This window comes from Thermococcus thioreducens (genome assembly GCF_002214545.1).
In the GTDB taxonomy this organism is placed as follows: domain Archaea; phylum Methanobacteriota_B; class Thermococci; order Thermococcales; family Thermococcaceae; genus Thermococcus; species Thermococcus thioreducens.
The window spans coordinates 1,204,849-1,220,702 of sequence record NZ_CP015105.1 but is presented as its reverse complement, the minus strand read 5'-3'; the positions used below and the strand labels follow the sequence as shown (position 1 = coordinate 1,220,702).

Below are 15,854 nucleotides of genomic sequence, written 5' to 3'. Positions count from 1 at the left end.
ACTGGGAACTTCTAGGATTCTTCCGCAAGTCTTTTGGCTTCTTCCAGAACCTTCGCCGCGTGGCCTCTGGCGCGAACGTTGATCTTCTTCCAGACGATTTCACCGTTCGGGTTGAAGATGAAGGTGCTCCTAATGACCCCCTCATACTCTTTCCCGTAGCGCTTTTTCTTGCCCCATGCTCCAAGGGCTTTTATGAGTTCTGCCCCCGGGTCGCTGAGAAGCCGGATTCTTAGACCGTGCCTCTCTTTGAATTTTATGTGGCTCTTTACGGAGTCCTTTGAAACGCCGATAACCTGGAAGCCCAGCTTTTCAAACTCTGGGAGGAGCTCAGTAAACTCTTTCGCTTCTGTTGTGCATCCTGGCGTGTTGTCCTTAGGATAGACGTAGAGCACGGTCCACTTCCCGAGGACTGCATCCCCGAGGCTTATCTCTTTCCCGTTCTCATCAACCACCCTGACCTCAAGCGGGTTCATACAACCACCAAAGTAATTAGGACAACCTAATTCATAAAAGTTCCGGTAACGTTATTTAGGTGGTGCGATAAAATGGGGTCTCAGGTGAGACCATGAGGCTGCCTTCCCACAAGACAAAGATAATAGCCACGATAGGGCCCGCTTCACTTAAGGAGAGGACGATTGAGGCCATGATAAAGGCGGGGATGAGTGTCGCCAGGATAAACTTCGCCCATGGTGATGAAGAACAACATGCAAAGACCATAGAACTGATAAGAAAGGCATCCAGCCGGCTGAACAGGCCGGTTGCAATCCTGGGCGACCTGCCGGGCGTCAAAATCAGGGTAGGGGAGATAGCGGGTGGTTCAGTTGTTCTGAGAAGATGGCAGACCATAACGCTGACCACGAGGGACGTGGTTGGAAATGAGGCTGTGATCCCAATACAGTTCAAAGACTTCCCAAAGCTGGTATCGAAGGGAGACGTTATCTACCTGAGCGACGGGTTTATAGCACTCCGCGTTGAGAAAGTTGAAGGGCAGGACGTAACGTGCAAAGTTCTGGTTGGTGGAACCCTCTTCTCCCATAAGGGCATTAACATACCAAATGCGAGGATGGCGATAGACGCGATCACAGAGAGGGACCTAGGGCTGATAGAGTTCGCCATAGAGCACGGTGTCGACGCAGTTGGGATAAGCTTCGTCGGCTCGGCCTACGATGTGTTAAAGGTCAGGCGTTTTATAGAGGAAAGAAACGCCAGCATGTTCATTATATCCAAAATCGAGAGGCCTGACGCCGTCAGGAACTTTGACGAGATCCTGAACGCTTCTGACGGCATTATGATTGCCAGGGGCGACCTCGGTGTTGAGATGCCGATAGAAAAACTTCCGATACTCCAGAAGAGGCTCATTCACAAAGCTAACTGTGCCGGCAAACCTGTGATAACCGCAACCCAGATGCTTGAGAGCATGACCGAAGAGAAACTGCCAACGAGGGCGGAGGTCACAGACGTCGCCAACGCCATACTGGACGGAACCGATGCGGTCATGCTCTCAGAGGAGACCGCCGTTGGCAAGTACCCCGTGGATACCGTGAAAATGATGGCAAAGATAGCCAAGACAACGGAGGCTTACCGGGAGTCCCAGTGGACGTCGATGATGGCCGAGATGAAGCCGGGGGAGAGGTCTGGCCGTGCCCGGAGAAGGACGATAAAGGACGCCATTGCAAGGAGCATAATGGAAGCCCTGAATTCAATAGACGTCAAGTACATACTCACCCCAACGAGAACCGGCCAAACGGCGAGGCTGATATCGAGGTTTAAACCCAGGCAGTGGATTCTGGCGTTTGTAACTGACGAAAAGGTGGCAAATAATCTGATGTTTTCCTATGGAGTCTATCCATTCGTCGTGAGCGAAACCAGCGAGGATGAGATACTTAGGGTCATAAAAGGCCTCGGGCTTGTAAGGGAGAACGACACCGTACTGCTGACGAAGGGGACACCCATAGGCAAAACTGTAGGGACGAACACGATTAGAATCTTTTCGGTTTGAGATTTTTATCCAATTATGGGCGTTGGCATCAACAAAAGGAAATCAAGGTGCAGTGGGAAGACAGGGCGTCAATGGCGGAAATAAACAAGACAAAAATAAGAATACGTGTGCTGCCCGGGTCAGTATTTTCCTCGATTCCCTCACTCCTCCGCCCTAAGCTTCAGCGAGGTGTGCTCCTGCTTGAGCTCCTCCAGCTTCTCCAGTATTTTTTCACTGGTCTCCCTGAGCTGCAGTGCCAGCTCTTCGAGCTCCTTTATCCGCTCTTCCAGCGCCCTCTCGCGCTCCTCGATTTCCTCCATTGCCATTGCAAGCTTCTCCTCCTCGCTCTTTCTGTAGACTTCGATGCTCAGTCCCCCGTAGTCCCATTTGATCGTCCCCTCCTCGATCCTGAAGGGCACGGTTATCCTGATGACGTCGCTCTTCTCAACTCCAAGCTCCTGGAGCTTCTCGAAGATTTTCTGGTTCAGCTCTCCCGCCGCTCTGATGACCTCTCTCGGGTCGACTTTCTTTCGCGTCAGTGCGAAGAGGACGCGCCTCACTTTGTAGGCGTAGCCAGAGGCACGAACGAATCCCGTACTCAGCCTCATGGCCACCACCATAAGTGTTTTATCCTTTGGGAAATAAATAACTAACGGTGAGAAAAATGAACATCCTGATATTCGGCCCTCCCGGAAGCGGCAAGTCCACCCACTCCAGGACAATAACCGAGCGCTACGGCCTGACGTACGTCTCCTCCGGAGACATGATACGCGCTGAAATCGAACGTGGGAGCTCTCTCGGCAGGGAACTGGAGAGGTACCTTGCGCGCGGGGAGCTGATACCGGACACAGTCGTAAACACTCTGATAATCTCCCGGCTGAGGCGCGACAGGAGAAACTTCATCATAGACGGCTATCCGAGAACCGCGGAACAGGTTCTGGCCCTTGAGAACTACCTCTACGACCACGGTATGAGCATAGACGTCGCCATGGAGATATCCATCTCCAAGGAGGAGAGCGTTGAGAGAATCTCGGGGAGGAGGATCTGCTCCAAGTGCGGGGCGGTCTATCACCTCAGATACCATCCCCCCAAAGTTCCGGGAAAATGTGATGTATGTGGTGGAAAGATCGTACGGAGGGAAGATGACAGGCCGGAGATAGTTGGAAGGCGCTACGACCTCTACGTAAGGAACATGGAGCCAATAATCAAATTCTATAAGAAACAGGGCGTGTATGTAAGAATAGACGGGCACGGCGGTATAAACGAGGTCTGGGAGAGGATAAGGCCCCTCCTGGACTACATCAGGAATCGGGAGTCCCTTTCCCGAGGAGGCTCATGAGCTCCCGAACCTCCTCACTCTGGGCGAGCTCATCGGCTTCTTTCTCTATTTCAACCTTTCTTTTGAGAATCGAGGCCAGGGTTCTGTCTTCGGGGTCTATGATTTTAACCTCAAGCGGAAAGACTCTCTGGGTCAGGGTTTTGAGATACGTTCTGGCTTTGTGTCTGACCTTTTTCTCAAGCTCTCCCTTTTCCTCAGGAGGAAGAAGGCGGTTCATCTTCAGGACTATCGTTAGTACGTGGGGCTCCTCGAATGGCACAGTTACCGCGAGGGCTGAAAACTCCACGCTCCACTCCCTCAGGGTTATTATAAGTCCCTTTCCAAGGCGTTCAAGGATTTCCTTTATTTCCTCAGGCCCATTGACGATTAGCTTGGGGGCTTCCTCCGAGGGGATTCCCTCCGGCCCTTCGTCGATAACCTTAAAGCCGGAGATTGAAAACCGTACCCCGTAAACCTTACCGAGGGTCTCCGTAGCGTCCGATGCCAGCTTTTCCAGAAGACCGTAGACAAAAGGATCGATGTCCATGGAGAGAAACCTCCTGAGCCCTCTAACCTTCAAAAGGAAGATCAGGTTCAGCACCCTCTCTTCGGGCTGGACAAAAACTGTGAGCTCCTCCAACGATGCCCCAAAGGCCTCCACGGCCTCTTTAATCCTCCCGGCAAAGAGCTTGTCAATAATCGGGTAGTATTCCGGCGGATTGACGTTCAGCAATTTCAACACTCCTTGATAGAATTATGGCGAAATCACTTTAAGGGTTTCCCATCAATTAATACCGGTGGTTCTTTATGAGGGTCAAATTTTACGCGACGTTTAGGGAGCTCATGGGCACTAAGGAAGTGGAGGTTCACGGTGTAAAAACGGTTCGCGAGCTCATAGAATACCTGGCCGAACACTACAGTCCGGAGATCAGAAAACAGCTACTGGAAACTGAGCGTGTTGCGGAAGGGAAGCCCGTTGACGGCATGATACTGGTTAACGGACACAACGTGCTCCACCTGAAAGGGCTTGACACTGAACTCGAAGAGGACGATGAGGTTCATATATTTCCGCCCGCCGGTGGTGGTTGATGGCGGTCGCTGAGATATGCCTCTTTCCGCTCGGGACGGGGAGCCCAAGCGTCGGGGGATACCTTGAGCCGGTTATGGATGTTATCAGAAAGAGCGGGCTTAAGCACCGGGTCTGTCCGATGGGAACGGTCGTTGAGGGTTCAGTGGAGGAAATCCTTGAGCTGGTGAAAGCCTGTCACGAGGCTATCCTCAAAGCGGGGGCAGAGAGGGTCATCATAAGCCTTAGAATAGACGATAGAACCGATAAGCCCCTGACGATCGAGGGCAAGATGAGGGTGTGAGATGGCGGAGTACTTCGACAGAATAGCCGGCAGATACGATGACTGGTACAGAACAAAAACCGGAATGTATATTGACAGGATTGAGAAGTGGCTCGTCTTTTCCATGCTGCAGTCGAAATCAGGAAAGGCCCTCGACCTCGGCTGCGGGACGGGCAACTATACCCTTGAGCTGAAGAAGAGGGGCTTCGACGTGATCGGCCTGGATGCCAGTGAGGGCATGCTTGGCGTGGCACGCTCCAAAGGGCTGAACTGCATAAAAGGCGACGCCTACAGTCTACCCTTTCCAGATGAGAGCTTTGACCTTGTTCTCAGCGTCACGATGTTCGAGTTCATTTACGAGCCCGAGATTGTTGTTGCTGAGATAAGCCGCGTCCTGAAGCCCGGAGGGGAGGTCATCATCGGGACGATGAACGGACGGAGCGCGTGGTTCCTCTTCAAGAGACTTAAGAGCCTGTTTGTGGAGACCGCTTACAGGTACGCTCGCTTCTATACTCCAGGGGGGCTTGAAGACCTGCTCAGAGACGCCGGCTTTACGGATGTCCGGAGCGGTGGGGTGATATTCTTCCCATCTTTCTGGCCGTTCCACGGCCTTGCCGAGAGCCTCGACAGAAAGCTCCACCACCGTTGCAAGGACATTGCGGCTTTTATAGCGGTCAGGGGCGTGAAGCCTTGAGACGGATAAGGCTGATAACACGTGAGGAGGCGTGGAAGCGGGCCGAGCGGATAAAACGGGAATACGAAGCAATTTACGGCATTAAATTTGAACTTGAGGCCGCGTTTATACCCCTCGCCAGCGTTGTGCCCACCCAGGCGGCGCTGAGCGAGGTCAAACTTCTGGTCGTTCTTCAGGAGATAAAGCACGGCTACAACGCCCCGGTTATAGTCATACCACACGGGAGCAGATACTACCTCATAGACGGCCACCACAGGGCTTTTGCCCTGAAGAAGCTGGGCTTTGACGAGGTTGAGGCCATCCTCATCAGGCCGGAGGGTGAATTCATGCCCGGTGTTGCCAAAACGGCAGAGAAGGAGGGATTAAAAAGGCTCGAAGACGTAAAAATAGTGAGGGATTAACCCTCCCAGACCACGTACTCCTTCTTTGTTATAAAGACGGGCTCTACCCTCTTTCTGACGATGACGACCTTGTCCTCACCGTACTTCTGGTAGAGCTTTTGGATGTATGCGTCAAAGACACCCTCGGGCATCGATGCCTGAACGGTTATCTCGTTGTCTCCCGGGACGACGCTTATGTCACTCTTGACAGGCACGTAGGTTACAATGTCCTGGTGGGGTTCGAGGTAGAACTTCTCCTGATAGATGTCCTTTCCGTTGGGCGCGATGTAGTAGACGACGCTTGCCCTGAGGTAGAGGCCAACCGTGCGCTCCTCCCTGAAGGCGGCGGTGAGTTTAAGCTCCCCACTTTCTCCCTCCTTGAGGACGTAGCTGGGGTTGACGAGTTTCCCGTTGACGTAAACCGGACCATTGAGCACTCCGACGGGACCATCCTGAATTAGGAGGAAGCGGTACTTGGTGGCGTTGGGTATGGTCAGGCTGACCTCGATGGGAGTCTCGTTGAGGTGGTTCATGTTGATGCCTTCAGCTAGGATTTCCCTCTTCACCAGCACGCTACCGTTGTATGCCTCGAAGATGAGGGTTGCGTCCTTGACGTCCCTGCCAAAGGCAGATATCCAGAGCCTCAACTTCTGTTCTCCCAGCGGGAGTTTTCCACCGCCGAGTGTGCTGTAGAAGGCCTTCCACGTTCCGTTCTCGAACTTGTCGATCCTGTAAACTGCAAACGGCCTGAACTCGTAGGTCGAAACTCCGCCGTCCCTGTGAACCGGCTTGAAGTTGGCAAAGAGCATCTGGGCGTCCCACGGTTCGAAGGAGAACGGTATCTGGAACGCCAGCCTCACGAAGTTGCTGAAGGCTATCTTCCGATACGCCAGAAGCCCGTAGCCCTGGAAGACATATAGGACATAGGGTATATCGCCCCTGCCCTGTATGACCTGCCCCTTGGTGAGGTCTATCGTCAGTACCGGCTGGTAGGCGTACTTCCCTGTGTTTATGTAGACAACGGCCCTTCCGCTCTCATTGGAGTACTGGATGTACTGGGCAGGTATGACCTGGAACATCGGATTGCTCTTGTACTCGCCGTATGTTATCGCACCGCCGAGGTAGCTTATGGCGTTGAACTTGTATATGTCCTGCTGCCAGACGATCAGGTAGTTCAGCTCCCAGGCTTCAAAGTCCTGCTCGCTCTCGTTGCCGTAGTGGGAGAAGAAGTCCGCAACGATGTAACGCCTGTCGTATGCGTGACCACCATCGGTGGCGCTTCTCCTGTGGCTGAGAAGACTTGACTCAATCCAGTAGCCGTAGTCCCACCAGCTGGTGGCGCTGTCGAGGGGATTGCTGTTCTCCTTGAGCCAGTTGAGGGAGTTGACCCACTCCGCTGGAACGGAGCCCTGGGATTTAGCATAATTGGTGGCAACGCTTTCCATGTACTGGGCACCTATAAGAGGCAGGGGCAGGAAGAGGAGCATCAGAAGGAGGGCGTAGAGTGCCTTCGTTGTTACACTCTCCTTCATGTTCTCCACAAAGAGGAAGGCCTCACCAACCGCAACACCCGCCAGCAGGAGTATCGCTCCAGAGGCCTGGAACACGAAACGAACCGCGAGGAGGAGAAGGTAGAGGGAGCCAAGGTAGTATGTGACCAGGAATATCTCCTTGTGACCGGTGAGGTCGTTCTTGGTGAGCTTCCTAACGAACCTTGCGGCTACTATAAGGAACCCAACAGCGGAGAGTATGAAGATTATGGCGTCCTTTGTTTTGACGCTGTAGTATGTGGTTATTGTGTTCCAGTCTGTCTTCGCAAGCTCTGCCACCGTCTGGTAGAGGGGATTTGACTGTGTGGCTGCCCCTAGGAACTTGAACAGGTCTTTTCCAAAATATCCGTAAAATGCTAGGGCGGCAAAGATGGCTATACCTGCCACAACTCCAAATCTGTGCTTCTTGTCCGAGTAATTTAAGCCAGCTCTTTCCCCGTAGAGCATTATCACAGTGAGAGCACTGAGTGCAATGAATCCCTCTAGGGCAAATATCAGAAACCATCTTATTCCTACGAAGCCTGTGTAAGATAGTGCCATGCCGGTGAGTAGTGAAAGACCATAAAGCGGGAAGAAGTCTCTGACAAAAAGCCTTAGGGCGTCTACCATTCCGAATATGAACAATACCACTACAGTGATGCCCGCGAAGAGGAGCAGTATGCTGACGCCAAAGGTGCTTCCGGTCCACGCCGCCATGTACAGGACGCTGGTTACGAGGAACATCACACCGCCCAGGGCTTTCTTCCAGTTCCACTCCCTCTCATCGAGGTAGACCAGGAGGAAGAACACCGCGAAGATGAAGAACATCATGAATGGCCCTTCGCCACGGTTGTTGCCGGAGTATGTCTTGCTGAAGTTGGCGTAGGAGAACATCATGAACGCTGCCGCCCAGAGGCCGGCCCAGTTTGAGTGGAGCTTCTTTCCGAGGAGATAGACTCCTATGATGGTCATCGCCCCGACGAACGGCGGCCAGAGCTTGAACGCCCCAAGCTGGTCGTAGCCGAATACCGAGACGATTTTGTAAAATACCGCCTGAATTGTGTAGAGCCCGAGGTAGCCGCCTGCCTTTATTCCAGCCGGCGGATCGGCGTAGGCAAAGTACCTAGGAATCCACTCGGTTATTGCCTGGCGGTACATCTCGTAGTGGAAGAAGGTATCCGGGTCGAGGAAGGTCTTGTAGTTTGAGGTGATGTTTCTTATCCTGAAGCCGGCGTAGGCCAGTATGAGGACTATCAGGGGGAGGCCATAGGCCTTGAACTTCCGATAGTACTCGGGAAGGGAAGTTTTCTCCCCTTTCTTCTTTCGTTTCTCCTTAATTTTCGTTTTCACCATCCAAACCACCTCATTCAACGGTGACAGATTTGGCCAGGTTTCTCGGCTTGTCGGGGTCGTTGCCCCTCAGAACAGCCAGATGATAGGCTAGGAGCTGGAGTGGAACAGCGTAGACTATAGGCGTGAGGAGCTCGTCCATTTCAGGCATCTTGACAAAAACGTCAGAGACCTTTCCCAAGTCGTCCCTGTTTCCGATGCTTATTATGTACGCCCCCCTCGCCTTGGATTCCTCGATGTTCGAGACCACCTTGTCAAAGGTCTTTCCGCCGGGCGCTATGGCGACCACGGGAACGCCGTCCTCAAGGAGTGCCAGGGGGCCGTGCTTCAGCTCACCGGCGCTTAATCCCTCCGCGTGGATGTAGCTTATCTCCTTGAGCTTGAGCGCCCCCTCAAGAGCCGTTGGAACGCTTATGCCCCTACCGATGTAGAAGAAGTCCCTCTTTTCCCTGAGATACTCAGCCAGCTCTCTCAGCGATCCATCATGTTTGAGAACCCTCTCAACAAGTTCCGGGACGGTGTTGAGTTCCATCTCCAGCCTTTCGAGGTACTCCTCCCCAGCGGTTCCGAGAACCCTCGCCAGCTCGATGGCGAGCATCGTGAGGACCGTCAGCTGGGTAGTGTAGGTTTTTGTTGCTGCGACGCCTATCTCGGGCCCGGCGTGGGTGTAGAGCGTCAAATCCGCTATTCTGGTCGCCATGCTCCCGACAACGTTGACTATCGCGAGAACTTTTGCGCCCTTCCTTTTGGCCAGCTTCATGGCCGCGAGGGTATCTGCCGTTTCCCCGCTCTGGGTTATGGCTATGACTAGGGTGTTCTCATCCACCAGGTCTTCGAACTCGTAGCGGAACTCGCTGGCATCCTCAACGATTGGAACCTTCTTGGCGAGCCTCTGGAAGAGGTACTTGGCAACTAAGCCGGCGTGATACGAAGTGCCCATGGCCACTATGAATATCTTCTCGTATCTGGCCACCTCCTCCGCCACCGAGCGGATTATCCCGGCGTTTCCGTGGAGGGCGTCCCTTATGGCCCTCGGCTGTTCGTATATCTCCTTGAGCATGAAGTGGGGATAGCCGGCTTTTTCCGCCATTTCAAGGCTCCACCCTATCTTCTGGACCGGTTTTTCGACGGTTTCGCCACTGTCGAGATTCTTAACCACCCAGAAGTCCTTTCCGATGATAGCGTACTCCCTGTCGTCCAGAAAAACAACCCTGTTCGTGTACTCGAGGAAGGCCGGAACGTCGCTCGCGGCGAAGTTCTCCCCCTCTCCGATCCCAAGCACTAGGGGACTCTCGTTTCTCACGAAGTACAGTTTGTCCGGCTCCTCGGTGTATATTATGCCGAGCGCGAATGAGCCTTTGAGCCTGAGGAGTGCCCTCCTCATTGCTTCCTCAAAGCTCCCACCTGATTTGAGTTCGTCTTCTATAAGGTGAGCTATGACCTCAGTATCTGTGTCGCTGTCAAAACGGTGGCCACGTTTAAGAAGCTCCTCACGGAGTTCGCGGTAGTTCTCGATTATGCCGTTGTGGACGAGGGCAATCTTGCCGGTGCAGTCAGTCTGGGGATGGGCATTAATGTCGTTTGGAATCCCGTGTGTGGCCCAACGGGTGTGTCCAATTCCCCTTTTGCCGGGCATTTCAGGAAAGCCGAGTTCTTTAGAGAGTTCGTCTATCCTCCCGGCTCCTTTCTTTATGTAGAGCTTCCCATCCTCTTCCGTAACTATTCCTGCGGAGTCGTAGCCCCTGTATTCGAGCCTTTTTAGCCCCTTGACAATGATCCGGGAGGCTCTGCCGTCTCCGATATAGCCGATTATACCGCACATTACCTTCCACCCGCCTCTCTTACTCTTTCCCTAAATAAATGCCGGAAGTTAAAAGCGTTTCTCAACTGCGCTCTCTCGGTGCCCGTTGATATACCCTTTGGTTCAGCCTTCGATTGGTGGAAAAACCTTTATACCTAAGGGTATACGGAATGTGGGTGGGGTAATGGACAGGAAGCTCGACGAGTTCCTGAGGCCCGCGTCCCGGCGGGCTGCTGCAGGGGATGAACGGGCAGGGCCGCGTAAAAAGAAGAAACGGCTAAAATCAACCAGCCTTGACTCTTTTCTGCCCGACGAGCACCTGGACTATTTCAAAAGGCTCCGTATCGGTTCAAAAAAGATACGGAACGCCAGAATCGAGGAACTATAGTCCCTCCGCTATTATCGCCATCTTTCCGAACTGGAAGATGAAAGCCCTTCTTTCTCCCTTCAAGTTTGCCTCTATCCTTTTCCTGACCTTCCAGTACTCCCCTTCGGGCACGCTTATCCTGAGGGTCGCCCTTCCGAAGCCCTCTCTCCTGAGAAAGTCGTTTATCCTGACCGGATGGAAAGGCACGATGCCCACAACGGCGTAGGTTCTCTTGAGGTAGGGGCTTCTGACTTCCTCGTTGCCCGTCGCCAGAACGCGCCTCTTCTCGCGGAGGAGCATCTTTGCGTCCGCATCCAATACATGGAACAGCTCGTTTATCAAATCGGCGTAGTCAACGCTCTGGGGAATCTCGTAGAGGTACTGGCCGGGCCTTTCTGCCCATTCGACTATGTTCTCCAAGTCTGGGTCGCTCTCAATCCTCGCTCCAGCGGGCAGGATGACGGCGCTCCTCTCTGCCCTTGCCAGGGGTTCTGTGTAAAAGGTCAGCCTGTTGAGTGCACCGAAGAGGTCTATGTACTCGAACTCTCCCTCCCAGGGAACCCTCTCGCGCCTCATCTGGGGGGGCAGGTCGAAGATGAAGGCGTCAGTTTTGGATTTGTAAGCTTCGTATACCTCCAGGGGACTCGGCAGGAGGTCTTCCAGTTTCCTCTCGGGCATTTCGGGCGGTCTCGCCGGGTCCGAGAATATTACCTCAGCATCAACCTTCTCGACGGTATCTTTACTGAGTGAATCGGCGTTTATGAACTCGATGTTGTGAACCCCATAGCGCTTGGCGTTCCTCCGCGCGAACTCCACCTTTAGGGGGTCGATGTCGATTCCATATGCCTTCTCGACCTTCATCGCGTAGAATATGAGCTGTATCCCTATCCCGCAGGAAACATCGGCAACGCTTTTGACGCCAAACTCCCTCAGACGTTCGGCGCGGTATTTTGCCACGACCTCGTGGGTGGCGTAGCGCAGGCCTTCCAGATCCATCCAGAGATCTTCTCTGGAGAACTTGTCCCTTGCCCTTATTCTGGCCCGGGCTATCTCGGCTATGAGCTCCCAGTCCTCACCGAGCTTGGCGCGGAGCTTCCTCTCGTCTAAACCTCGCTTTATCATGTCCACGGTTTCTCTAATTTTTTCCTCGGTAATCCCGCTGAGCATGTTTCCGCCTAAGGGGAGAGGCTTAAAAACGTTGCCGCGCTAATCTACCCGGTGGTAAAATGGACTGGAAAAGGGCCCTCTTCATTGCGATTTCGGCCGTCATACTGCTCGGTTCATTCTGGTATCTCTACGACTTCGCATCCCGTTCTGACCTAAGGGACTACATCGGGGACGAGGTCTGGTACGTCCCTGCCAGCAGGAACGTTCTCCACAGGCTTGGGGTTGATCTTCACTACGTGAACGAAACAACGAACTCGGCTGGAATAAACGTCATCTTCTCAAACACAAGCGTTCGGATAAAATACCAGTACGACGTTGAGAAGATAGCCCTCCGGTACAACGCAACCTACGAGATGGAGTATCTCAAGTTTCCGGGCGTTTACTTCGAGATACCGGTGGATAAAGTGGACGGCTTCCTCAACGCCCTGTCCGCAGAGATACCTGCGGATGCCTACTACATAGTCCCCGGCTACAGGTATCCAGACAAGGAGAACATCCAGAACTACCTCAACACCGAGCACCCCTTCCTGGGGAAGGACATCATAATGCTCGGCATGCTCGTCGAGGACAAGCCCATAAACTGGCGCCTGCCGGGAATAATCGCCTTCGTCCTGATAGGCGTTCTGGTCGTTCTCGCAACGTACAGGATAAGCGGCAGCTACCTCGCGGCGCTCATAGCCCTCATCTTCACCGTCGCGGATCCGACCCTTGAAGCCACCGCCGTGACTGCCATGCTGGACATCCACGTGGCCCTCTTCGTGGCCCTTTTCACGACGTTGCTGGTCTATGAGCGGAAAAAATCTTCGGCCTTTGCTGTCGGCCTTGCCGCTGCCGCCAAGCTCAGCGGGGTGTTCGGTTACCCCGTGCTCCTGGTAAAGGCTTTCAAGGGCGAACGGAAGCTGACGGGCTTTCTGCTCGCCATAGCCGTCTTCCCAGCCCTGGGATTTCTTCTCCCCAATTTGATAGCAGTTAAGGTTGTTGGATTTGAAAAATGGTTGGATGATTTTTTGGGCAGCTTCCGCTGGCACCTCTCGAACAAGGGAGGCCATCCTGCGGCTTCGCCGGTCTGGGAGTGGTTCATAAACAGGAAGGCCTTCCCATTCCACTACAACCCCAACATATTCGCCCAGACGGACCCGTTCCTGCTCCTCAGCATGGTCCTGTTCATACTCGCCCTTCCCTGGCTGTACCGGAGGCGGGGGAAGCTGCTGATTCCCTACGGGGTGTTCTGGAGCACGGTTGGGTTCTTTGTCCTCCAGTACCTCCTCGGGGGGACGACCCAGTTCAGCTTCTACGCGACCGTCCTCGTCCCGCCGGCAGCCATAGTCATGGGAGTTGCGCTGAAGGAGCTCCTGCGCTGGGAGGCATTCACGGACTCCCTCTGGCTGTACCTCGAATGGCTGTTTGAGGTAAAGGACAGAATAAGGTTGAGGCTGGGGAGGTGAGAACGCGAAAGGCTTGAATACTAAGGCTGTTTAGTACTAATCATGATTAGTCCATTCATTGATCGGGATTAGGGAGCTGGAAATACTAGAGCGGGAATGGAAGAATGTTCCCTCGTTCGTCGTGATCTACGGCAGGAGACGGGTTGGAAAAACGAGACTGCTGTGGAGTTTTCCCGTGGGAGAAAAGTTTTCTTCCACACCTTTACCAAGATTGGAAGGTGGTGGAACAAGAACGAGGAGATTGATTTGCTCGCCATTAACGAGCGGGAGAAAAAGGCCTTGTTCGTTGAGGTCAAGTGGAAGGAGCTTGGCGAGAGGGAAGCGCGGGGGATTCTAAGGGATTTAGAGAGAAAGGCGGAGTTAGTTGGTCTGGATGAATGGGGAAAACATTACGGCCTCGTTGCCAAGGGTGTTGATGGCAAAGAATTGCTTAGAGAAGATGGTTGGCTGGTCTGGAACTTGGAGGACTTCGAAAGGTTAATTAGGGAACATGCCATAGTGCAACCATCACGAGAAGTGGGGTAGAAGCCGGTTCGAGCGAGGGGACTTTCCAATCACCCCTGTTTCCACCTTCATCAGCCTTGCCAGCTATGCGATCCTGGCGACGAAGCTCAACGCCGCGATGACCATGCTCGGCGTGCACATCAGTCTCGCCAAAGGCGCAGTCAAGATCTCCACGAACATCGGACACACGTGGCACATAAGCGGCAGGTCTATTTGGTTTATAAAGTTCGGACAACCCGAATATTACATAGAAGCGGGAGGGAGCTGAGAGATGGTTTACTTTCCGCGAAAGAATCCATTCGTGATAAAGAAGAAGGTTGGAACGATACGGAAGAGGGAAATAGAGTACACAGTGGTGCCGTACGAAATGGTGTCTCCAAGATCAACGCTAAACCGGTTGAGCGAACAACTCGCAGCGGAGATCGGGGCATACGAAGGGAGAATCAAAGAGATCCTCGATCACACACACCGGAAGTATCATTAAAAAATGAGGATGGCATGTCCTACGATGTTATCGCGCCCAGCACAGACGACGCATTTCTATATCATATTTTCTTCCAACTACTCGCGCTGCCAGTAGCGCTAAAAAACGAAAAGATTAGAGAGAAACACCTTGCTAATGCAACGGCGAAGGTGATTCACACGCATGCATTGGACAGAAAGGTATATGCGATTTCTGGGAAGGTTGAACCAGAAGATCTAGAGCATCCAAGAATCACCGGGTACCTAACGAAGAAGTTCGACGAAGTGATAAACGAAGATAACATTCCGAAACTTGCGAAAACATGGGTGGAAGGATTGAGGGAAGCAGGGATATACGGAGTATCTGAAGAAGAAGTAGAGCAATACATGCGGAAAGTTCTGAAGCTCTCCAAGAAAATAAAGAAAGAGCTTCACGGGGACAGAGTAAGCACCCACGATCTGGGCAAAGAGAACCCGATGATCTGGTCAGCACTCAACATTAAGGAGTTCCGTCAGTTCCTCGCCGAGATCAGCGGGAAGAAGATAGAACCAGAAAAACCGAAATTCCCGGAGACGAAGAAAGCCGTCGAGAATGCTCCTACTGACATTAAACTCGAAGTCCAGAAGCTCCTCGGCGTTCTGAACGGACTCAAGTATGCGGACTACTCCCAAAAGGCCGTTGAGAAAGCACCCAAGGAACTTGAAGCCGAGATAGAAAAACTCATCGAGGAGAAAAACCTCGAACTCATCGGGGTGTATTCCACGGTTGCCCTCCTGTTGAGGAAGGGGGAGTTTGAGGAGGCGCGGGAGTTCTTAAAGGGAATTGATCCTTAACTTCCCTGCGATGAACTCCCTTGAGAACTCGGCAAGCTTCAGGGCTTCCTCCGCGTCCTCTTTTTCTGGCACATAAATGCCGGGATACCTGACTTCAACCGCATATTCAGTTAGGTAGTGTACCCCTCTTTTCAGGAGCTCGACAAAGGCAGGGTCAATATTCCTGCATTCGTTGATCAGGAACTTCAAGTTGTGCGTCTTGGATATCTCTTGCTCCTTCTCGACAAGGAAGGCCTTCAAATATTTCTCAATGGCCTGCTGGGAGTGAAAGCAGGATAGGGCATATAAACCCTCCCTGTAAAGTATCTTGGCAGCTTTTAAGTCCTCGTCCCCCTTATGGAACCATTCCCGGGCATCTTCCTTCATACCTTGATCCCTTCCCTGGCGGCGTAGTAGTAGATGTAGCCCTTCATGTCTTTGAGCCTTTCAAATTCGTCCTCCGATACTATCAATATGTCCGCAGGGACGTCAAGGCTCTCGTATATCCCCCTCCACAGCTCGCGGTATTTCCTCCTGTCAAGTCGCTCTTTGATCACCACGAGGATGTCCCAGTCGGAATCCTCCCGAAAGTCTCCCCTCGCACGGGAACCAAACAGTATAACTTCCACAAGGGCCAGGCCTGCCTTTTCAACTTCCCGGGCAATCGTTTCCCTGATTTCTTCAAGCATGATTCCTT

Annotated in this window: 18 protein-coding genes and 1 pseudogene; 11 read left to right on the top strand and 8 right to left on the bottom strand. The window is 53.0% G+C overall.

What is annotated here, in order from left to right:
* Window positions 1-11: 11 nt before the first annotated feature.
* Window positions 12-473, bottom strand: coding sequence for a peroxiredoxin (locus tag A3L14_RS06710; RefSeq protein ID WP_055429307.1), 462 nt, complete (start codon window positions 471-473; stop codon window positions 12-14).
* 92 nt (window positions 474-565) lie between these two features.
* Here A3L14_RS06710 and pyk point away from each other — a divergent pair, with 92 nt between their 5' ends.
* A complete protein-coding gene (gene pyk / locus A3L14_RS06705) occupies window positions 566-1,999 on the top strand; it encodes a pyruvate kinase (protein ID WP_055429308.1) in 1,434 nt (477 codons plus the stop codon).
* A 140-nt stretch (window positions 2,000-2,139) separates the two neighbouring features.
* Here the strand turns inward: pyk and A3L14_RS06700 are convergent, their stop codons facing one another.
* Window positions 2,140-2,586 (bottom strand): single- stranded DNA-binding family protein, encoded by a 447-nt coding sequence (locus A3L14_RS06700; RefSeq protein WP_055429309.1) that lies wholly within the window; start codon window positions 2,584-2,586, stop codon window positions 2,140-2,142.
* Window positions 2,587-2,642: 56 nt separating this feature from the next.
* On the opposite strand from A3L14_RS06700, the gene A3L14_RS06695 reads away from it, so the two are divergent.
* Window positions 2,643-3,317, top strand: coding sequence for an adenylate kinase (locus tag A3L14_RS06695; RefSeq protein WP_055429310.1), 675 nt, complete (start codon window positions 2,643-2,645; stop codon window positions 3,315-3,317).
* On the opposite strand, the gene A3L14_RS06690 is transcribed toward A3L14_RS06695, so the two are convergent.
* The gene (locus A3L14_RS06690; RefSeq protein ID WP_143597774.1) at window positions 3,280-4,038 is read right to left on the bottom strand and encodes a hypothetical protein; all 759 of its coding nucleotides are present in this window, start codon (window positions 4,036-4,038) and stop codon (window positions 3,280-3,282) included. The genes A3L14_RS06695 and A3L14_RS06690 overlap by 38 nt on opposite strands.
* A gap of 65 nt (window positions 4,039-4,103) precedes the next feature.
* Between A3L14_RS06690 and A3L14_RS06685 the strand changes: the two genes are divergently transcribed.
* The 4 genes from A3L14_RS06685 to A3L14_RS06670 are packed head-to-tail and all read left to right on the top strand — an operon-like array spanning window position 4,104 to window position 5,740.
* Window positions 4,104-4,385, top strand: a complete 282-nt coding sequence (locus A3L14_RS06685) for a ubiquitin-like small modifier protein 1 (RefSeq protein ID WP_055429312.1) — start codon at window positions 4,104-4,106, stop codon at window positions 4,383-4,385.
* A complete protein-coding gene (locus tag A3L14_RS06680; protein ID WP_055429313.1) occupies window positions 4,385-4,666 on the top strand; it encodes an MTH1187 family thiamine-binding protein in 282 nt (93 codons plus the stop codon). Before A3L14_RS06685 ends, A3L14_RS06680 begins: the two co-directional genes overlap by 1 nt.
* A gap of 1 nt (window position 4,667) precedes the next feature.
* Entirely contained in the window at window positions 4,668-5,339 is a 672-nt protein-coding gene (locus A3L14_RS06675; RefSeq protein WP_055429314.1) for a class I SAM-dependent methyltransferase, read from the top strand.
* Window positions 5,336-5,740, top strand: a complete 405-nt coding sequence (locus A3L14_RS06670) for a ParB/RepB/Spo0J family partition protein (RefSeq protein WP_055429315.1) — start codon at window positions 5,336-5,338, stop codon at window positions 5,738-5,740. The genes A3L14_RS06675 and A3L14_RS06670 overlap by 4 nt, the downstream gene beginning before the upstream one ends.
* Here A3L14_RS06670 and A3L14_RS06665 read toward each other — a convergent pair.
* Complete coding sequence (locus A3L14_RS06665; protein ID WP_074631198.1) at window positions 5,737-8,601, bottom strand: peptide transporter; 2,865 nt, start codon at window positions 8,599-8,601, stop codon at window positions 5,737-5,739. The genes A3L14_RS06670 and A3L14_RS06665 overlap by 4 nt on opposite strands.
* 10 nt (window positions 8,602-8,611) lie before the next feature.
* Window positions 8,612-10,420, bottom strand: a complete 1,809-nt coding sequence (gene glmS, locus A3L14_RS06660) for a glutamine--fructose-6-phosphate transaminase (isomerizing) (protein WP_055429316.1) — start codon at window positions 10,418-10,420, stop codon at window positions 8,612-8,614.
* A 163-nt stretch (window positions 10,421-10,583) separates the two neighbouring features.
* Between glmS and A3L14_RS06655 the strand changes: the two genes are divergently transcribed.
* The gene (locus A3L14_RS06655) at window positions 10,584-10,787 is read left to right on the top strand and encodes a PCNA-inhibitor (RefSeq protein WP_055429317.1); all 204 of its coding nucleotides are present in this window, start codon (window positions 10,584-10,586) and stop codon (window positions 10,785-10,787) included.
* Here the strand turns inward: A3L14_RS06655 and A3L14_RS06650 are convergent.
* A complete protein-coding gene (locus A3L14_RS06650) occupies window positions 10,782-11,933 on the bottom strand; it encodes a methyltransferase domain-containing protein (RefSeq protein ID WP_055429318.1) in 1,152 nt (383 codons plus the stop codon). The two genes, A3L14_RS06655 and A3L14_RS06650, sit on opposite strands and share 6 nt — an antisense overlap.
* Before the next feature lie 59 nt (window positions 11,934-11,992).
* On the opposite strand from A3L14_RS06650, the gene A3L14_RS06645 reads away from it, so the two are divergent.
* The 4 genes and pseudogenes from A3L14_RS06645 to A3L14_RS06630 all read left to right on the top strand — a co-directional run bounded on the left by A3L14_RS06645 (window position 11,993) and on the right by A3L14_RS06630 (window position 15,178).
* Entirely contained in the window at window positions 11,993-13,378 is a 1,386-nt protein-coding gene (locus A3L14_RS06645; protein WP_055429319.1) for a dolichyl-phosphate-mannose--protein mannosyltransferase, read from the top strand.
* A 201-nt stretch (window positions 13,379-13,579) separates the two neighbouring features.
* Window positions 13,580-13,903: pseudogene (locus tag A3L14_RS06640) on the top strand (DUF234 domain-containing protein); the annotation flags it as partial.
* Window positions 13,904-14,153: 250 nt separating this feature from the next.
* Window positions 14,154-14,366 carry a hypothetical protein gene (locus A3L14_RS06635; RefSeq protein WP_055429320.1) on the top strand — a complete coding sequence of 71 codons (213 nt, stop codon included), beginning with the start codon at window positions 14,154-14,156 and terminating at the stop codon, window positions 14,364-14,366.
* A 14-nt stretch (window positions 14,367-14,380) separates the two neighbouring features.
* Window positions 14,381-15,178, top strand: a complete 798-nt coding sequence (locus A3L14_RS06630) for a hypothetical protein (protein WP_143597775.1) — start codon at window positions 14,381-14,383, stop codon at window positions 15,176-15,178.
* Here A3L14_RS06630 and A3L14_RS06625 read toward each other — a convergent pair.
* On the bottom strand, window positions 15,158-15,544 hold the full coding sequence (locus tag A3L14_RS06625; protein ID WP_055429322.1) for a HEPN domain-containing protein: 387 nt from the start codon (window positions 15,542-15,544) through the stop codon (window positions 15,158-15,160). The two genes, A3L14_RS06630 and A3L14_RS06625, sit on opposite strands and share 21 nt — an antisense overlap.
* Window positions 15,541-15,846 carry a nucleotidyltransferase domain-containing protein gene (locus A3L14_RS06620; protein WP_055429323.1) on the bottom strand — a complete coding sequence of 102 codons (306 nt, stop codon included), beginning with the start codon at window positions 15,844-15,846 and terminating at the stop codon, window positions 15,541-15,543. The genes A3L14_RS06625 and A3L14_RS06620 overlap by 4 nt, the downstream gene beginning before the upstream one ends.
* Between the last annotated feature and the right edge of the window lie 8 nt (window positions 15,847-15,854).

Bases quoted from the DNA above. Each gene is read 5' to 3' on its own strand.
- A3L14_RS06710 (WP_055429307.1), bottom strand. From the start codon at position 473: ATGAACCCGCTTGAGGTCAGGGTGGTTGATGAGAACGGGAAAGAGATA.
- pyk (WP_055429308.1), top strand. From the start codon at position 566: ATGAGGCTGCCTTCCCACAAGACAAAGATAATAGCCACGATAGGGCCC.
- A3L14_RS06700 (WP_055429309.1), bottom strand. From the start codon at position 2,586: ATGAGGCTGAGTACGGGATTCGTTCGTGCCTCTGGCTACGCCTACAAA.
- A3L14_RS06695 (WP_055429310.1), top strand. From the start codon at position 2,643: ATGAACATCCTGATATTCGGCCCTCCCGGAAGCGGCAAGTCCACCCAC.
- A3L14_RS06685 (WP_055429312.1), top strand. From the start codon at position 4,104: ATGAGGGTCAAATTTTACGCGACGTTTAGGGAGCTCATGGGCACTAAG.
- A3L14_RS06680 (WP_055429313.1), top strand. From the start codon at position 4,385: ATGGCGGTCGCTGAGATATGCCTCTTTCCGCTCGGGACGGGGAGCCCA.
- A3L14_RS06675 (WP_055429314.1), top strand. From the start codon at position 4,668: ATGGCGGAGTACTTCGACAGAATAGCCGGCAGATACGATGACTGGTAC.
- A3L14_RS06665 (WP_074631198.1), bottom strand. From the start codon at position 8,601: ATGGTGAAAACGAAAATTAAGGAGAAACGAAAGAAGAAAGGGGAGAAA.
- glmS (WP_055429316.1), bottom strand. From the start codon at position 10,420: ATGTGCGGTATAATCGGCTATATCGGAGACGGCAGAGCCTCCCGGATC.
- A3L14_RS06655 (WP_055429317.1), top strand. From the start codon at position 10,584: ATGGACAGGAAGCTCGACGAGTTCCTGAGGCCCGCGTCCCGGCGGGCT.
- A3L14_RS06650 (WP_055429318.1), bottom strand. From the start codon at position 11,933: ATGCTCAGCGGGATTACCGAGGAAAAAATTAGAGAAACCGTGGACATG.
- A3L14_RS06645 (WP_055429319.1), top strand. From the start codon at position 11,993: ATGGACTGGAAAAGGGCCCTCTTCATTGCGATTTCGGCCGTCATACTG.
- A3L14_RS06635 (WP_055429320.1), top strand. From the start codon at position 14,154: ATGGTTTACTTTCCGCGAAAGAATCCATTCGTGATAAAGAAGAAGGTT.
- A3L14_RS06630 (WP_143597775.1), top strand. From the start codon at position 14,381: ATGTCCTACGATGTTATCGCGCCCAGCACAGACGACGCATTTCTATAT.
- A3L14_RS06625 (WP_055429322.1), bottom strand. From the start codon at position 15,544: ATGAAGGAAGATGCCCGGGAATGGTTCCATAAGGGGGACGAGGACTTA.
- A3L14_RS06620 (WP_055429323.1), bottom strand. From the start codon at position 15,846: ATGCTTGAAGAAATCAGGGAAACGATTGCCCGGGAAGTTGAAAAGGCA.